The 14,418-nt window shown below is 68.5% G+C and carries 16 protein-coding genes; 4 read left to right on the top strand and 12 right to left on the bottom strand.

The window, feature by feature from the left end; all coding sequences use genetic code 11:
- From K2Y56_RS03215 to K2Y56_RS03205, 3 genes are all read right to left on the bottom strand, one after another.
- Positions 1–431: PHP domain-containing protein (locus tag K2Y56_RS03215; protein ID WP_292504952.1), on the bottom strand; the 431-nt coding region annotated here is incomplete at its 3' end.
- Positions 404–1,960, bottom strand: coding sequence for a DNA polymerase Y family protein (locus tag K2Y56_RS03210; RefSeq protein ID WP_292504949.1), 1,557 nt, complete (start codon positions 1,958–1,960; stop codon positions 404–406). The genes K2Y56_RS03210 and K2Y56_RS03215, both read right to left, overlap by 28 nt.
- Positions 1,878–2,648, bottom strand: a complete 771-nt coding sequence (locus K2Y56_RS03205; protein ID WP_292504946.1) for an ImuA protein — start codon at positions 2,646–2,648, stop codon at positions 1,878–1,880. The genes K2Y56_RS03210 and K2Y56_RS03205 overlap by 83 nt, the downstream gene beginning before the upstream one ends.
- A gap of 153 nt (positions 2,649–2,801) precedes the next feature.
- Between K2Y56_RS03205 and K2Y56_RS03200 the strand changes: the two genes are divergently transcribed.
- A complete protein-coding gene (locus K2Y56_RS03200; protein WP_292504944.1) occupies positions 2,802–3,890 on the top strand; it encodes a collagen-like protein in 1,089 nt (362 codons plus the stop codon).
- Here K2Y56_RS03200 and K2Y56_RS03195 read toward each other — a convergent pair.
- The 5 genes from K2Y56_RS03195 to K2Y56_RS03175 form a co-directional block, all read right to left on the bottom strand.
- Positions 3,885–5,120: a TIGR03862 family flavoprotein gene (locus K2Y56_RS03195; RefSeq protein ID WP_292504941.1), complete on the bottom strand. Its 1,236-nt coding sequence runs from the start codon at positions 5,118–5,120 to the stop codon at positions 3,885–3,887. The genes K2Y56_RS03200 and K2Y56_RS03195 overlap by 6 nt on opposite strands.
- A gap of 213 nt (positions 5,121–5,333) precedes the next feature.
- On the bottom strand, positions 5,334–5,912 hold the full coding sequence (locus K2Y56_RS03190) for a hypothetical protein (protein WP_292504940.1): 579 nt from the start codon (positions 5,910–5,912) through the stop codon (positions 5,334–5,336).
- Between the two features lie 152 nt (positions 5,913–6,064).
- Positions 6,065–6,817, bottom strand: a complete 753-nt coding sequence (locus K2Y56_RS03185) for an N-acetylmuramoyl-L-alanine amidase (protein ID WP_292504939.1) — start codon at positions 6,815–6,817, stop codon at positions 6,065–6,067.
- Complete coding sequence (locus K2Y56_RS03180; protein ID WP_292504936.1) at positions 6,814–7,539, bottom strand: DnaJ family molecular chaperone; 726 nt, start codon at positions 7,537–7,539, stop codon at positions 6,814–6,816. Before K2Y56_RS03180 ends, K2Y56_RS03185 begins: the two co-directional genes overlap by 4 nt.
- Positions 7,540–7,757: 218 nt before the next feature.
- Positions 7,758–8,027: a hypothetical protein gene (locus tag K2Y56_RS03175; protein WP_292504933.1), complete on the bottom strand. Its 270-nt coding sequence runs from the start codon at positions 8,025–8,027 to the stop codon at positions 7,758–7,760.
- 216 nt (positions 8,028–8,243) lie between these two features.
- Between K2Y56_RS03175 and K2Y56_RS03170 the strand changes: the two genes are divergently transcribed.
- Together K2Y56_RS03170 and dusA are read left to right on the top strand one after the other, a co-directional pair.
- Positions 8,244–8,846, top strand: coding sequence for an urease accessory protein UreE (locus K2Y56_RS03170; RefSeq protein WP_292504930.1), 603 nt, complete (start codon positions 8,244–8,246; stop codon positions 8,844–8,846).
- Positions 8,847–8,894: 48 nt separating this feature from the next.
- Complete coding sequence (gene dusA, locus K2Y56_RS03165) at positions 8,895–9,905, top strand: tRNA dihydrouridine(20/20a) synthase DusA (RefSeq protein WP_292504929.1); 1,011 nt, start codon at positions 8,895–8,897, stop codon at positions 9,903–9,905.
- 12 nt (positions 9,906–9,917) lie between these two features.
- Here the strand turns inward: dusA and K2Y56_RS03160 are convergent, their stop codons facing one another.
- From K2Y56_RS03160 to cobS, 3 genes are read right to left on the bottom strand one after another with little or no spacing between them, the layout of a single operon-like run.
- Positions 9,918–10,610 (bottom strand): TIGR02281 family clan AA aspartic protease, encoded by a 693-nt coding sequence (locus K2Y56_RS03160; RefSeq protein ID WP_292504928.1) that lies wholly within the window; start codon positions 10,608–10,610, stop codon positions 9,918–9,920.
- Complete coding sequence (locus K2Y56_RS03155; RefSeq protein ID WP_292504925.1) at positions 10,607–10,810, bottom strand: DUF1289 domain-containing protein; 204 nt, start codon at positions 10,808–10,810, stop codon at positions 10,607–10,609. The genes K2Y56_RS03160 and K2Y56_RS03155 overlap by 4 nt, the downstream gene beginning before the upstream one ends.
- A 49-nt stretch (positions 10,811–10,859) precedes the next feature.
- On the bottom strand, positions 10,860–11,690 hold the full coding sequence (gene cobS / locus K2Y56_RS03150; RefSeq protein WP_292504923.1) for an adenosylcobinamide-GDP ribazoletransferase: 831 nt from the start codon (positions 11,688–11,690) through the stop codon (positions 10,860–10,862).
- Positions 11,691–11,776: 86 nt separating this feature from the next.
- On the opposite strand from cobS, the gene cobT reads away from it, so the two are divergent.
- On the top strand, positions 11,777–12,817 hold the full coding sequence (gene cobT, locus K2Y56_RS03145; RefSeq protein ID WP_292504922.1) for a nicotinate-nucleotide--dimethylbenzimidazole phosphoribosyltransferase: 1,041 nt from the start codon (positions 11,777–11,779) through the stop codon (positions 12,815–12,817).
- A gap of 7 nt (positions 12,818–12,824) precedes the next feature.
- Here cobT and K2Y56_RS03140 read toward each other — a convergent pair whose 3' ends face one another.
- The gene (locus tag K2Y56_RS03140; RefSeq protein ID WP_292504919.1) at positions 12,825–14,360 is read right to left on the bottom strand and encodes a HAMP domain-containing sensor histidine kinase; all 1,536 of its coding nucleotides are present in this window, start codon (positions 14,358–14,360) and stop codon (positions 12,825–12,827) included.
- Between the last annotated feature and the right edge of the window lie 58 nt (positions 14,361–14,418).

Raw genomic sequence — 14,418 nt, 5'->3', positions numbered from 1 at the left:
ATGAAGATCTGGCCGGGGCTCGCATCGAGGAGTTCCGAAACACCGAAATCGCACTGGCCTTTGCGCGAACGGCGGTTGCCGTTGGTCAAAAGGCGGCAGAGGCGGCCATAGGCGTCGCGGTCCATAGGGTAGGTCACCGCCTCGAACCCTTCGCGCGTCACGAGGCGCACGCCGGCGAGATAGGCGATCGAGGGATTCCCAGCCTTCACGCGTCGCTTGGTCTCGCCATAGCCGCGAACCACGCCTGCGAGCGTATTGCGATCGGCGATGCCGATGGCCCGAAGCCCGAACTCGGCCGCCTGCGCCACCATCTCCTGAGGATGGGAGGCACCGCGCAGGAACGAGAAGTTCGTTGTGACGGCGAGCTCGGCATAGGGCGGGGCAGGGGGCTGAACCCGTCCGCTCACGCGAACAGCCCCTGGACGAACCATCCGACGGGTGGGGCGCTGTAGTTTCCCTCGCGATAGAGCCAGAGCCGGCAGCCGGATTCATCCTCGACCAGGTAGTAGTCGCGGGTGGGGGCGGTCTCGTGCCACCATTCGCCCGCGATACGCTCAGGTCCCTCCGCATGGGTGATACGGTGGAGGCGCCGGCGCCAGCGGAAGCGCTGGGGCGGACCATCGGGCGCCAGGGCGATCACCTCCTCGGCCGCCTCGCCCCGGCGCAGCAGCACGAGGGGGCGGCGCGGCTTGGCGTAGGCGCCTCCGCCAGGCCAGTGCAAGGTGACCGCGTCGACGCGCCAAGGCGTCTGTGCGGCGGCGCGTTCGGGAATGTGGCTCGCTCGCGGCTCCAGGCGGATGGCGCGGCGCCCAATGCGCTGGCGCAAGGCGTCGGCAAGGGGCCCGAGACCGCTTGCTCCCAAAGCAGGCACGATGGCGAGGGCTGCCTGCCCAGGTGCCAGCAGGCCTATGGCGGTGACGTCGAGGCGCAGGGTCTCGAAGCCGAACCCGGCATCGAGGGCTGGGCCGAGTCGATCGAGGCGCAGATCGAGGAGGCGTGCCACCGTCGATTCGCAGCGGGTCGGCTCGGATAGGCCGAGATCGAGGCTGCTGGAATGGCCGTCGACCCGGTGCAGGATCAGCCGCAAGCATCGCGCTCCGAGGCCGGCCGCGGCCAGCTTATGGGCCAGCTCCTCCATCAGGTGCCTGACCGTGGCGACGATGATGTTTTGGTGACCGATCGGATCGAGGAAGCCCCGCGAGGCCGAGAAGGCGGGCGCCTCGCTTAAAGACACGAAGGGTTCGGGCCGATGGCCGAGCGCCTGGTCGAGCCTCAGGAGCAGCGCCTCGCCGAAACGCCGGGCCAGGGGCGCGCGGGGGGCATCGGCCAGGGCGCCGATCCGGCGAAGGCCGAGCTTGCGCAGGCTCTCGGCGATGGCCGGGTCGATGCGGAGGGCGATGACAGGCAGGCCGCGCAGGGCCGCAGCGCCGGCGCCAGGCGCCACGATCCGCGGGCTTCCCGGGCCGGAATGGCGGGCCAGGGCGAAGGCGGCGCCGGGGGTGTCTGCGAGGGCGATCCGGGCCGGAATGGCATTGGCCGAAAGCCTGCCGGCGAGATCCGATACCAGGGCCTCCTCGCCGCCGAAGAGGTGGCTGGAGCCAGACACGTCGAGGAAGAAGCCATCGCCGCCCTCGCTCTCTCGGAACGGCACGACGACGGGGGTATAGCGCATCGCCCAGAGGCAGAGCCTCTCCAGCGCCGCCGCATCTGCCGGCCTGTCGGCGGGATGGACGACGATGCCGGTTCCAATCCGGGCTCGTGCCCGCGCCAGGGGTTCGCCGGGCTGCAGGCCCATGGCGCGGGCGTTGGCGTCCAACGCCGTGAGGCGCAGGCCGCCGGGGCCGAGGGCGGCGACCACAGTGGGGGAATCGGACGTTTCAGCCCAGGGCGCATCGCCCCTGGCTCGCCTCAGGCGCGTGATCGGCCAATGTTCCAGCCAGACCGAAACGATGCGCGGCATGATTCCACTCCAAGAGCCAATGACCGGTGCGACCGTTGCGGCAGCGATCGAGATGGACGCGCCAGCGCGGTTTCAGGATGCAGCCGAAGCGGTCGCGGGAGGCGGCAGCCCCGGCGATCCGCCAGCGGGTGGCGGCCACATTGGCCTCCACCGCCTGAGCCGGTCGCAGGATCAGGAGGAGCAGGCCTGTCCCCCCGGCGGCGAGGTGCAGGCGGCGGCTCTGCTTGAGCGGCAGGGCGGCATCGACAAGCCCGGCCACGGCCCTGAGCCCCTGCGCATGCAGGCTCTCCTCCACCGCCTGATAGACCTCCGTATCGGTCTCGACCTCGAACAGCAGGAGCCGCCCCGGATCGAGGCCGAGATCGACGAGTCCATGGCCGTAGGGCGTGGGATGCCCGCGTCCCATGACGAGGACCGCCTCGCCTTCCGCCTGGGCGAGATGGCGCGCGACCAGGGCCAGGGTGAAGCCCAGTGCGGCGGCGGCATCCGCGTCGGAATCGGGCGCGACCTCGTGCAGGCTGCCGAGGGCGAGACCGCCATGGGGAAGCCGCGCATCGATCTCGGGAAGGCCGAAGGGCAGGCAGGCCGGTACGATTAACGGTGGGGGCGAACCCACGAGGTCGCGCAAAGCGATCAGGGCCTCGGCGTCCTGAACGTCTTTCAGGGATGTCCCGCGAGGCCTTCTCATCGCTAGCTTGATCCACGATCTCGTTCAGGGGCTGCCTGGGTCGCGGCATGATAGGAACAAAACAGGAACATTCTCAACCTGCTCCGATGGGGGGATCAGGGGAGTCGGGGTTTCGTCCCTGTTCGCAGGGGCTTGGCCTGTGGAGATCTGTGGATGAAATCGCAACACTCGGACCTCGTCGTCTCCGAGGCCGATGCGAACGGCTTGACCCTGTCGGATGCGCGACGCCAATGTCGGCCAAGCCGCGTGGGGGACGCGGGTCGTTCGGGGATGAGATCCATGCGTCTGCGCGGCGTCGCCATGATCCTGGCGGTCCTGACGGGATCGAGCCCGGCCTTCGCTCAGCTGGCGATCCAGGTCTCTCCGAACAATCAGGTCTCCCCGAACAATCAAGCTTCGCCCGGGGTCGAAGCCTCCCCCAACAACCAGGGCATCGCCCAGGATGCTCCGGCGCCAGCCCCTAAGCCGCGCCCGAAGAAGCCGCCGGTACCGGCCCTGCCGATCACCATCTCGGATGCGAGGATCGAGGCGGGCGATCTCAAGATCTCGGGAATCGTGCGCAAGGGCGGCAGCGTCGTTGTGCTCGACGACGACATCTCGGTGATTTCGGATAAGAACGGCCGATTCAGCTTCCGGTTGCCCTACCGCCCCGAGACCTGCATCGCGACGCTCAAGGTGGGCGAGGACGAGCGCGAGGCAGTGATCGCCAATTGCGGCCCGATCGGCGAGACGGGTCCGGCAGGGCCCCAAGGCTTGGCCGGCCTGACGGGTCCGGCGGGAGAAAAGGGGGAGGCCGGGCCCAGGGGCGAACCGGGGCCCAAGGGCGAGCCTGGAGCCAAGGGGGATATCGGCCTCAAAGGCGAGGCCGGTCCCAGGGGGGAAGTGGGACAGACGGGTGAAGCAGGGCCCAAGGGTGAGACCGGGCCTCCCGGCGAGCCCGGCCCGAGGGGGGCGCCCGGACCTGCGGGTTCGCAGGGAGTCGCGGGCGTCGCCGGCACATCGACGGCGAGCGTGTCTTCGGCCGCTCCCGTGACGACCTCGGCCGCTGGAGGCTTTCGTGTGTTGAAGCTCGATACCTGCCCGGTCGGCGGCTGCGAGGTCGCCTGCGACAACGCCGAAGTCCTGGTCTCGGCCTATTGCATCAAGGCGCGCAGCCCGACCTTCATCCAGAACGGAGGGGTTCCGGGCGCCTCATGCCCTGCCGACAGCCAGGGCATGGTCGGCATCTGCGCCCGCCTATGAGGCTTGACTGACGCGCTCCTCGTTGACCCAAGCAAGAAGACCCTGCGCGGCGGCGCGGCCCGTGGCGAAGGCTCCCTGAAGCAGGTAGCCGCCTGTGGGAGCCTCCCAATCGAGCATCTCGCCCGCCACGAAGGTGCCGGGCAGGGCGCGCAACATGAAGCGCTCATCGATGTTCGAGAAGGCGATTCCTCCTGCCGTCGAGATGGCCCTGTCGATGGGTCGAGGAGCGTGAAGCCCTAGGGGTACGGCCTTGATCAGGGCGGCAAGCGCCTCGGCGCCTTGAGGCAGGACGCGGCCAGCGGCCTCGTGCAGCAGGGCTGTCCCCACAGGGGCGAGACCTGCCGCTTTTCGAAGGGTGGTGGAGCGGGACTGTCCCGGCTTCGAATCACCGAGACGGTGGGTGAGGGAGGACGCCGCCAGGTCCGGCCGCAGGTCGAGATGGATCGTCGCTCCGCCATCCCTGCCGACCGCCTCCCGAATGCTTCGCGACAGGGCGTAGACGGCGCCGCCCTCGATGCCATCCTCGGTCAGGATCGCCTCGCCGCGCACCACCGTTCCCTCGAAAGCGAGGGCGATGCGTTTCAGGGGCGTGCCGGCGAAGCGTTCGCGCAAATGGGCCGACCACGCGACGGAGAAACCCACATTGGCCGGCCGCAACGCGGCGACGGCGACGCCCGCATCCTGGAGATGCGTGACCCAGGCGCCGTCCGAGCCGAGCCGCGGCCAGCTCGCTCCTCCGAGCGCAAGAACGCTCGGTCCTGGCAGCCGCCTCACCGGGCCCTCCGGGGTTTCGAAGACGAGGCCGCCATCCTCCGACCAGCCGACGAAGCGATGCCGTGTCACGATACGCACGCCGAGGGTGCCGAGCCTTGCGAGCCAGGCCCGTAGCAGCGGCGAGGCCTTGAAGCTCTCGGGAAAGACCCTGCCGCTCGACCCGACGAAGGTCGGCTGGCCGAGCCCGTGGCACCAGTCGCGCAGGGCTTGCGGCGGGAAGACCGCGATCGCCTTGTCGAGCCCATCGTCCACGGGCCGGTAGCGGCCGAGGAAGTCGGCCATCGGCTCGCTATGGGTGAGATTGAGCCCGCCCCGCCCGGCGATCAGGAACTTGCGGCCGACCGAGGGCATCCGGTCGTAGACCGTGACGGAATGGCCGGCCTCGGCCAGCACCTCGGCCGCATGGAGGCCGGCAGGGCCTCCTCCGACGACGGCGATCTCGATGGTCTTGTCCATGCCCATGCGGATCCGTGCCGGGCACCGTCCTGTCAAGGACAACCCTTCATCAGCAGCCGGGTTTGGTTCACGCGACGCGACATCCACGTGCCGCCCAGGGCTTCGCTGACGACGAGCGGGGTGGTGCTCACCGCCCGCATCCGTGACGGTCCGAAGCGGATACGGGACGCCCGAAGAGCCTAGACCCTGGCTTAGCTTCGATGAGGGAAGGCTTCAGCGTCGGCGATAGAGGCCGGTGAAGCTGACATTCATGCCGCCGCAGGCCCCGTTGTCCTCGACGATCAGGAACGGCGGGGCGATCTTCATCCTGACGCGGCACGCGAACTCGTCGCCGGACTCGTAGGGGAGGGCACCATTGTCACCTTGGGTAAAGCCCACCATCGCGCCTCTCGGCCTGACATCGGCCGAGAACTCGCCGCTATTGATCGCACCCCTACGGACGCGATCTGGATCAAGCGTCCCATAGGTCGCGGAACCTTCGAGTGCCACGACCTCGCTTTTTCGCCTGATGACGATCGAGGCTTCCGCATCGTTCGTCCAGGTGCCGGCCCAATCATCGAGGCCGACCGGCGCGGTCGAGGCCGCAAGCGCGCTTTGCGGCAGCCAGCCCGTGCGCGTCGCTCCCTTCGCGCCGACATAGGTGGCGCAGGCATAATCACCGAGCGCGGCTCCGACGACCACGACGTTTCCCGAGACGAGGTAAGCCGCTTCGCGACACGCGGCGGCCGTGCTCGGGCAGGCGGGATCCTGCGACGCATCCTTGACGAAGGGAACGCGCCCCTGTCCGGCCACCGTGGCTACGGAGATCGGGGAATCGGGCTTGAGGTTCCCATCCCCTACGCAGGAGGGGGCCGCAACGGCTTGAGATGCCGAAGCTACGAGGCAAAGGCCTGCCGCGAAAGACGTCGATCGTCTTGTTCCGGAGTATCGCATGTCGGCGTCCGTCAGCGGGGCAGGGCGGCGATCAGGTCGCGCAGGGTCGTGATGGTGGAGGCGTCGGCGATCCCGTCGACGCGGGCCTGCCGGAAATGGCGCTGGAATGCCGTTACCACCTCGCGTGTCCGCGCATCGAAGGTGCCAGTCACGGCCAAGTCGTAACCGTAGAGCGCGAACATCGCCTGCAACGCCTCGATCGGCTGGCCGGCATCGCCTTCCGAGAAGAAGCGCCCGTCGCGGATCGGCGCTGAGGGAACGTGGTGGCCGATCCCTTCGCGGGCGAGCCTGTCCCAGGGAAAATGCTCGCCCGGATCGTCCTTGCGGTCAGGCGCGATATCCGAGTGGGCGAGGACGAACGCGGGTCGGATCGACCAGCGGGTGCAAAGATCGCGGCAGAGAGCGATGACAGCGTCGATCTGCACGTCGGGATAGGGCGGCAGCCCGCCCTCATGGCCGGGATTGACGATCTCGATCCCGAGCGAGCGCGAGTTGATGTCGCGCTCAGATCCCCAGGCGGCGCGGCCGGCATGCCAAGCCCGGCGGCCCTCCGGCACCATCTGCATCACGCGCCCGTCCTCCAGGACCACGTAATGGGCCGAGACCTCGGCGAGAGGATTGGCGAGGCGCTGGATCGCGGAGGCCGCCGAATCCATGCCGGTATAGTGCAGGATCAGCATGGTCGGCCGGCAGCCGACCCGTTCGCCGTGATTGGGGGAGGGGACGACGCTGGTGGCGACGGGGCTCTCGGGGACCGCCTTCACGTCAGGCCTCGCTCGGCGGCGATGCGATCGTAGGCGGCGTTGATGGCGGCGAGCCGCTGCGTCGTGATCGCCACCGCCTCCGCGGGCAAGCCGCGGGCGATGGCGCGGTCGGGGTGGCTTTCCATCACCAGCCTGCGATAGGCTGCCTTGACCTCGGCATCTTCCACGCCCGGCTCGACGCCGAGCAGGAAGTAGGGATCGTCCGAGATGCGCACGTGTCGCGCCTCGATCCGCCTGAAAGCGGTCTCGTCATAGCCGAAGATGGCGGCGACGGAGCGCAGGTACTGCTCTTCGGCCTCGTGGATCGCCCCATCGGCCTTGGCGATATGAAAGAGGCCGTCGAGGACGTCCTCGAGAAGGGTCGGCTCGTCGTAGAACATGCCGGCCAACTGCCGCGCATAGGCCTCGAAGCCGCTCGTCGTGCCCTTGGCGAGGTCGAACAGGCGCTCGACCCCCGGCCGGGCCTCGTCGTCGACGGTCACCACCTTGCCGAAGGCCTCGACCTCGGATTGCGTCACGACCCCGTCTGACTTCGCCATCTTGGCGGCGAGCGCTACGAGGCCGGTGGTGAAGACGACATCGCGCGGCGTCGGTCCGAAGACCGCACCCTCCCTATCGACGAGGAAATGCCCTGCCGCCAACCCGATGAGGCCGCCGAGCGGTCCACCGATGGCGAGCCCGAACCCGGCGCCGCCGAGCTTGCCCCAGACGCCGCTGCTCATCGGCGATCACCGATCGATCGGGCGGCTTGCGGCGAAGGAGGAGTAAAGGGCAGCTCAGGCAACGTCATCTCGTCGGCATCGAAAGGAGACCGGCGCCTTATACCGGACCGGCCGGGCGCCGCATGTGCCAAAGCACCGGTTTCGACGCAAAGAAGGGCCGGACCGAAGTCCGACCCTTGTCTCTTTCGGCTTGAAGCCGGACGCGCGTCCTGGTCGTCTCAGCGGCAGTAGATGTCGCCGTAGGCGTCGCGATAGGTGCCGTAGGGGCAGCGCGGGGCGGTGGTGGCTCCGATGACGGCACCGCTGGCGCCGCCGATCGCCGCACCGGCGAGGGCACCGCCGGCGCGGCCGGTGGCAGCACCCCCGATGGCGGCACCCGCCAGGGCGCCGAGGCCGGCACCACCGAGGGCGCGGTCTTCGGGCGTGTTGCAGGCGCCGAGCGAGAGGGCGAGGGCGCCGGCAAGAACCGTGGCGACGAGCTTCTTCATGATCGCAGATCTCCCTTGTGCATCCGATGAGGTCCGGCTTTGCACCGGTCTTGGTCGGGGTCGACGGATGGATCGTAGTCGTGCGGAGTGAGCTTAACCGTTCAAGCTCATGAATGCACCCCGAACGGCTTAGGTTCCGCCTCCGCTTTCCGTCGCCGCGAAAAACCCTTTAGAGAGGCTGCCGGATCACACGTCTGGACCTGCGTCGAGGACATCATGCTGCGCGCCACCACCATCGTCCGCAAGCCCGCCGTTCGTCCGGATGCGGTGGTCGATACCGTGACCCTCGATCATGCAGCACGCCAGGCGACGGAAGCCAACCTTATCGCCGAGGGCGGCATCGGAATCACCCTCGCCCTTCAGAAGAACAGCGGCCTTGAGGACGGCGACGCCCTGCGCCTCGAAGACGGTCGCCTCGTCACCGTGAAGGCCGCTGTCGAGCAGTTGCTGGAGGTGCAGGCCGAGAACCCGACCCGTCTCCTGCGCCTCGCCTGGCAGCTCGGCGGCAATCACGTCGCGGCCGAGATCGGGCCCGATGCGCTCTACGTACCGGCCGAGGCCTCCGTTGCGGAACTGGTCCGCGGCCAGGGCTGTACCGCGAGGCCGGTCTCCCGCGCCTTCAAGCCCGAGCGCGCCGCCCACGACCACAGCACCTGCGGCCATGATCATCACGAGCATGGGCATGATCACGCGCATGAGGCCCACGCTCATCATGAGCGTGACCAACACGGGCATGATCACCACGGGCATGAGCATCACACCCATGACCACCACGATCACGGCCATGTCCACGGCCCCAACTGCAAGCACGACCACTGAGCCTCGGTCGCGATTGAAGCGGCGGCCGGTCGCCTTTATCTCCGCCCGATGATGACCAGCGATCTGCGCTTCTCGGTCGCCCCGATGATGGACTGGACGGACCGGTATTGCCGGGCCTTCCATCGCACCCTGTCGCGGCGCGCACGGCTCTATACCGAGATGGTCACCACCGGCGCCGTGCTGCACGGCCCGCGTGAGCGGCTGCTCGGATTCTCGGCTGTCGAACATCCGGTTGCGGTCCAGCTCGGCGGCTCGAACCCTGTCGACCTCGCGGCGTCGGCGCGGATCGCCGAAGAGTTCGGCTACGACGAAATCAACCTCAATGTGGGATGCCCGTCGGACCGCGTGCAGGACGGCCGCTTCGGCGCATGCCTGATGCGCGAGCCTGCCCTCGTCGGCGAGTGCGTCGCCGCCATGAAGGCGTCGGTCAGGGTGCCCGTAACCGTAAAGTGCCGAATCGGCGTCGACGATCAGGATGTCGGGCAGGCCCTCGACGACCTCTCGGAAACGGTGGTCGCGGCGGGCGTCGACGCCCTCATCGTGCATGCGCGCAAGGCCTGGCTCCAGGGCCTGTCGCCGAAGGAGAACCGCGACATCCCGCCCCTCGATTACGGCCGCGTCGCCGCCCTGAAGCGGGCTCGGCCCGAACTCGTGATCTCCGTGAACGGCGGCATCACGACCATCGCGGATTCGCTCACCCACCTCTCGGAGGTCGACGGCGTCATGATGGGGCGGGCCGCCTACAACGATCCGTCGGTGCTGCTTGGCGTCGATCCAGTCCTGTTCGGCGAGCCGGCACCGGTCGCCGATGCGTTCGAGGCGGTGGAAGCCTACGCTCCGAGGGTCGCCGAGGCACTGGCGAGCGGCATTCGGCTCCACACGCTCACTCGCCACATGCTCGGCCTGTTCAACGGCCGTCCCGGAGCCCGAGCCTATCGGCGCCATCTCTCGACCTTCGGTACCAATGCCGACGCCGATCTCGGCACGTTGCGCGAGGCCGTCGCCCAGGTCTCGCGATTTGAGACGGTCCTGTCGCCGACAGAAATCGCGGCGGCCTGACGTGTCGCCTCTCTAGGGCGCGCCGCGCAGCACCAGTCTGTCGCCGCGGACTTCGTATGACGCCAGCCGGCTGAGGAAGCTCATGCCGAGAAGATTGTCGGAGAGGGCGCCCGGTCGGCTCACGAGGGCGGAGACACGTCTCAGGGTGATGTTTCCCACCGCGAGGCTGTCGAGAAAAACCGGCGCGGCGACGGTGACGCCATTGGCGGTGGAGACGCGGACGGCGTACTCGGAATCCTTAGGTGTCAGCCCCACGGCGGCGGCGTTCTCGGCGGTGAGAACAACCGAGCTGGCGCCCGTGTCGAAGAGGAATGTCTGAGTCGTCCCGTTGACGGCTGCGCGGACCTGGAAATCTCCACCGGAGCGCCGCGTGATGGTGACGGTCCCGCCGGGCCCGCTGGTGGCGCTGCCTGGGCGAAGCTCGCCGAGGATGCGGTTGCCGATCTCTTGCGCTTCGTCTCGGTAGGAATAGGCAGCGATGCAGACGAGGCCGAGCAGCGCCCATATGGCGAGGGCCCGCAGGCTCTCGCCCATGCGGCTGCGGAACGTACCCCAGAAGCCGGCCATCACCATGGCGAGGAGCGCGCCGGTGGCGGCTAGTCCGGCGAACTGATCCGGCTCCATGCCGACGATCCTGCTCTCGGTGCCGTTGAAGACAAGGATGGCGAGGACGAGGCCGAGGAGGCCCAAGGCGAGGTAGATCATGGCGTCACGCGCTGCCGTAGGGCGGCTCGCATGCGATCGGGCAGCGTCGCCATGATCGCCCTGCGCTGCGCCTCGGGCATCGAACCCCAGAGCGCGATTTCGTCACGGGTCCGGCCGCAGCCCTCGCAGAGGCCGAGTCGCTCGTCGAGGATGCAGAGCTTGGTGCAGGGGCTGCTTGGTTTCGGGGCGAGACGTGTCATCGCGCGTTCCATGCCGGTGCGGCCGGTCGCGATCAAGGGGTAGACGAGCTCATGCCGGAATCGCGACGAGAAGTCCGAGGAGAGCCGCGATCTCTGTGACCTGTTGGCAGGCACCGACGACATCTCCTGTCTGACCGCCGATCTGGCGCCGCGCGAGGTTCGTGACGCCCCAGGCGGCAAGCGCCGCGAACCCGATCATGAGCGCCACGCCTCCGACGGGGAGGCCGAAAGGGAGGGCAACAAGAGAAAGGGCAGTTCCCAACCCTGTTGCAAACCCCAAGGTCCGCAGGCTCGGTCTTCCGACGGAGGCGCCCGCACCGCCGATCCTCGCTGGATCGAGAAAGACGAGCGGTGCCAGGGCAGCGACCCGAGAGATCGTGGCGGCCAGCAGGAGCGCCACCGCCGAATAAGCACCGATGCGGTCGGTCAGCGTCGCCAGCGCGCCGATGCGAAGGGCGAGCGACAACATGAGCGCGACGCCGCCATAGGCACCGATGCGGCTGTCACGCATGATGTCGAGGCGCCGCTCTCGGGTCGTCCCGCCGCCGAACCCGTCGGCGACGTCGGCCAACCCGTCCTCGTGCAGGGCGCCGGTCACGAGCGCGCCGATCGTCATCGCCAGGGTCGCGGCGAGGAAAGGTCCGAGACCGAGTGCATGGGCGAGGAGGAACATCGCGGCCGAGGGCAGCGCGAGGATCAGGCCCGCCAGCGGCAGCATCCTGGGCACGGTGCGGAAATCCGGGAGCCCATGCGGGTCGCCTTCGCCGGGCAGTCGCGGCACGGGCAGGCGGCTGTAGAAGCGCAGGCAAGCGGCGAGGTCGTAAGCCGCCCGCGCCCCGGGAAAGGCCGGCTCCGCGACGTCCTGCGCATCCTCGGCCATCACCTTCGCCTTCACCGACCCATTCGCGGGAGTTATAGCCGCCCGGTAGCGCGCCTTTCCATCCCGCGCCTCGCACGGATGACGTCATGACAGCGGATAATTCGGCCTCCGACGGTGGCCCCTTCGCGGATATCCGCCGGCTGATCGCCACGATGCCCGGCCCCGACCGGGAGGCGATCGGAATGATCTGCGAGCGCGACGCGATGCTGACGAAGCCGGCGGGCGCCCTCGGGCGCATGGAACAGCTCGTCGAATGGCTCGGCGCCTGGCAGGGAAAGGGCAGCCCGAGCCTCGACCGGCCGCTCGTCTGCGTCTTCGCCGGCAGCCATGGCGTCACCGCCCGCGGCGTCTCGGCCTATCCGGCCGAGGTCAACCGCCAGATGCTCGACAACTTCGCCGCCGGCGGCGGAGCGATCAACCAGATCTGCGCCGCCTACGGCCTCGGCTTCAAGGTCTTCGACCTCGCCATCGACCTGCCGACCGGTGACATCTGCGTCGGGCCTGCCTTCTCCGAAAAGGACTGCGTCGCCACAATGGCCTTCGGGATGGAGGCCGTGGCGGCCGGTACAGATTGCCTGGCGCTTGGCGAGATGGGGATCGGCAACACCACCATCGCGGCGGCGATCTACGCGGCCCTCTTCGGCGGCGATCCTTCGCATTGGGTCGGGCGCGGCACAGGCGTCGACGAGGCCGGGATCGCCCGCAAGGTGGAGGCGGTGAGGGAGGCGCTCGCCCACCACGCCGGTCATCTCGACGACCCGCTGGAGGTTCTCTCCCGTCTCGGCGGCCGGGAGATCGCCGCGATGGCCGGAGCGATCCTGGCGGCGCGGCTGCAGAGGGTGCCCGTGGTCCTCGACGGATACGTGGCGACGGCGGCCGCGGCGGTGCTCCACGCCCTCGACCCGAGCGCCCTAGACCATTGCCTCGCCGGCCACGTCTCCGCGGAAGGCGCACACGCCGAGGTGCTGGAACGATTGGGGCTCGTGCCCTTGCTCGTCCTAGGGATGCGGCTCGGGGAAGGGTCCGGCGCCGCGATGGCGCTTGGCCTGCTCAAGGGCGCACTGGCCTGCCATCGGGACATGGCGACCTTCGCTCAGGCGGGGGTGTCGGAGCGTAGCGAATCTTAGATTCGCCTCAGGCTGCCTTCGACCGCTTGATCGGCGCTGCTTCCTTCTCCTCGCCATTGAGATCCACCGCCGCCAGGGTGTCCATGACCCGGCTCGCCGGGAAAGTGACGACCACCTCGGTGCCCTCGCGTGGGCGCGACGAGAGCTGGAACGTGCCACCGTGCAAGTCGACGAGGCCCTTGACGATGGGTAGCCCGAGACCGGAACCCTGTTCGGCGGTCTTGATCGCCAGTGATCCGCGTCCGAAGGACGACATCACGGTGCCGATCTCGTCCTCTGGAATGCCCGGGCCGGAATCCTTCACGCTCACATATTGTCCACCCGAGCCGGTCCAGCCGACCTTGATGATGATCTCGCCGCCCGGTGGGGTGAACTTCACCGCGTTCGACAACAGGTTGAGCACGATCTGGCGCAGAGCCCGCTCGTCGGCCCAGACGCGCGGCAGGGTCTCGTCGACGAACTCGCGGAACACCTGACCTTTGCTGCGCGCCCGCAGGCCGACCATGTGGCGTGACTCCTCCACCGCCTGCGCAAGCTCCACGGCCTCCTCGTTCAGCTCGTAGCGCCCGGCCTCGATGCGCGAGAGGTCGAGGATCTCGTTGATGAGGTTGAGCAGGTGCAGGCCGCTCTCGTGGATGTCGTTGGCGTATTCGCCGTAGGACGGAGCCGCGTGTGGACCGAAAACTTCGTTCTTCATGACCTCGGAGAACCCGAGGATCGCGTTGAGGGGCGTGCGCAGCTCGTGGCTCATGGTGGCGAGGAAGCGGGATTTGGCGAGGTTCGCCTCCTCCGCCCGACGCCTCGCCTCGTCGGAATTGGCCTTGGCCTGTTCGAGCTCGCCGAAGATGGCGTCCTTCTCGGCTTGGGATTGCAGGGCTTCCACGGTGGAGGCGTAGGCGCGGCGGCCAAGGGCGAGAAAGAAGACCTGGGTGCCGATCGCCATCACCACCAGGACCATCGTATCCATGTCGTGGGATTGGGCGAGGAGTGCCAACGCCGCCATCATCAGCGGCACAAGTGCCGCCGCCGCCGCCGCGGGCAGGGTGGCGGCCAGCATCGTCGCCACCGCGGCCACGATCACGAGACCGAACAGGATGAAGGTCTGCGCCGCGCTGGCGCCCACGAGGATCATCAAGGCCCAGGACGTGCTCTGAATGAACTCGGTGGCGACGAAGGCCCTCCGCCAGCGCTTCACCGAAACGTCGCTCGGGGGAAGGGACAGGAAGCGCCGAGTCAGCGACATCGTCAGGGCGACCGAGGCCACAAGGCCGATGGCCCAGGGCAACGCGAAGCTGAGAGGCACCCAGAAGGCCGCGGCAAAGGCGACGGCCGTGGCGAGGAGAGCCTGCGGAAGGCCTGCTCCAGCCCGGTACTGCGCGTAGATCTTGATCAGCTCGTAGTCGAAGGCGCGCTCGAGGCCGCTCGTCGAGGTCAGCCGATCGCGTGCCGAGCGGATCTCGCGCGCGATCTCACGGCGCCGCGCTGAATCTTGCGAGGATGGGCCTCGCCCGCGTTGCACCATCTCCGCCGTCAGATCGGTCATCACCGGCTTGAAATTCGAGGAGAGAAGGGTCGCAAGGGCATTCGATCGACGACGCCCC

This window comes from Methylobacterium sp. (assembly GCF_019745455.1).
GTDB lineage: Bacteria > Pseudomonadota > Alphaproteobacteria > Rhizobiales > Beijerinckiaceae > Methylobacterium.
The sequence above is the reverse complement of the archived record's forward strand: the minus strand, read 5'-3'. Positions and strand labels throughout refer to the sequence as shown.

Bases quoted from the DNA above. Each gene is read 5' to 3' on its own strand.
- K2Y56_RS03210 (WP_292504949.1), bottom strand. From the start codon at position 1,960: ATGCCGCGCATCGTTTCGGTCTGGCTGGAACATTGGCCGATCACGCGC.
- K2Y56_RS03205 (WP_292504946.1), bottom strand. From the start codon at position 2,648: ATGAGAAGGCCTCGCGGGACATCCCTGAAAGACGTTCAGGACGCCGAG.
- K2Y56_RS03200 (WP_292504944.1), top strand. From the start codon at position 2,802: ATGAAATCGCAACACTCGGACCTCGTCGTCTCCGAGGCCGATGCGAAC.
- K2Y56_RS03195 (WP_292504941.1), bottom strand. From the start codon at position 5,120: ATGGACAAGACCATCGAGATCGCCGTCGTCGGAGGAGGCCCTGCCGGC.
- K2Y56_RS03180 (WP_292504936.1), bottom strand. From the start codon at position 7,539: ATGAGCAGCGGCGTCTGGGGCAAGCTCGGCGGCGCCGGGTTCGGGCTC.
- K2Y56_RS03175 (WP_292504933.1), bottom strand. From the start codon at position 8,027: ATGAAGAAGCTCGTCGCCACGGTTCTTGCCGGCGCCCTCGCCCTCTCG.
- K2Y56_RS03170 (WP_292504930.1), top strand. From the start codon at position 8,244: ATGCTGCGCGCCACCACCATCGTCCGCAAGCCCGCCGTTCGTCCGGAT.
- dusA (WP_292504929.1), top strand. From the start codon at position 8,895: ATGATGACCAGCGATCTGCGCTTCTCGGTCGCCCCGATGATGGACTGG.
- K2Y56_RS03160 (WP_292504928.1), bottom strand. From the start codon at position 10,610: ATGATCTACCTCGCCTTGGGCCTCCTCGGCCTCGTCCTCGCCATCCTT.
- K2Y56_RS03155 (WP_292504925.1), bottom strand. From the start codon at position 10,810: ATGACACGTCTCGCCCCGAAACCAAGCAGCCCCTGCACCAAGCTCTGC.
- cobS (WP_292504923.1), bottom strand. From the start codon at position 11,690: ATGGCCGAGGATGCGCAGGACGTCGCGGAGCCGGCCTTTCCCGGGGCG.
- cobT (WP_292504922.1), top strand. From the start codon at position 11,777: ATGACAGCGGATAATTCGGCCTCCGACGGTGGCCCCTTCGCGGATATC.
- K2Y56_RS03140 (WP_292504919.1), bottom strand. From the start codon at position 14,360: ATGACCGATCTGACGGCGGAGATGGTGCAACGCGGGCGAGGCCCATCC.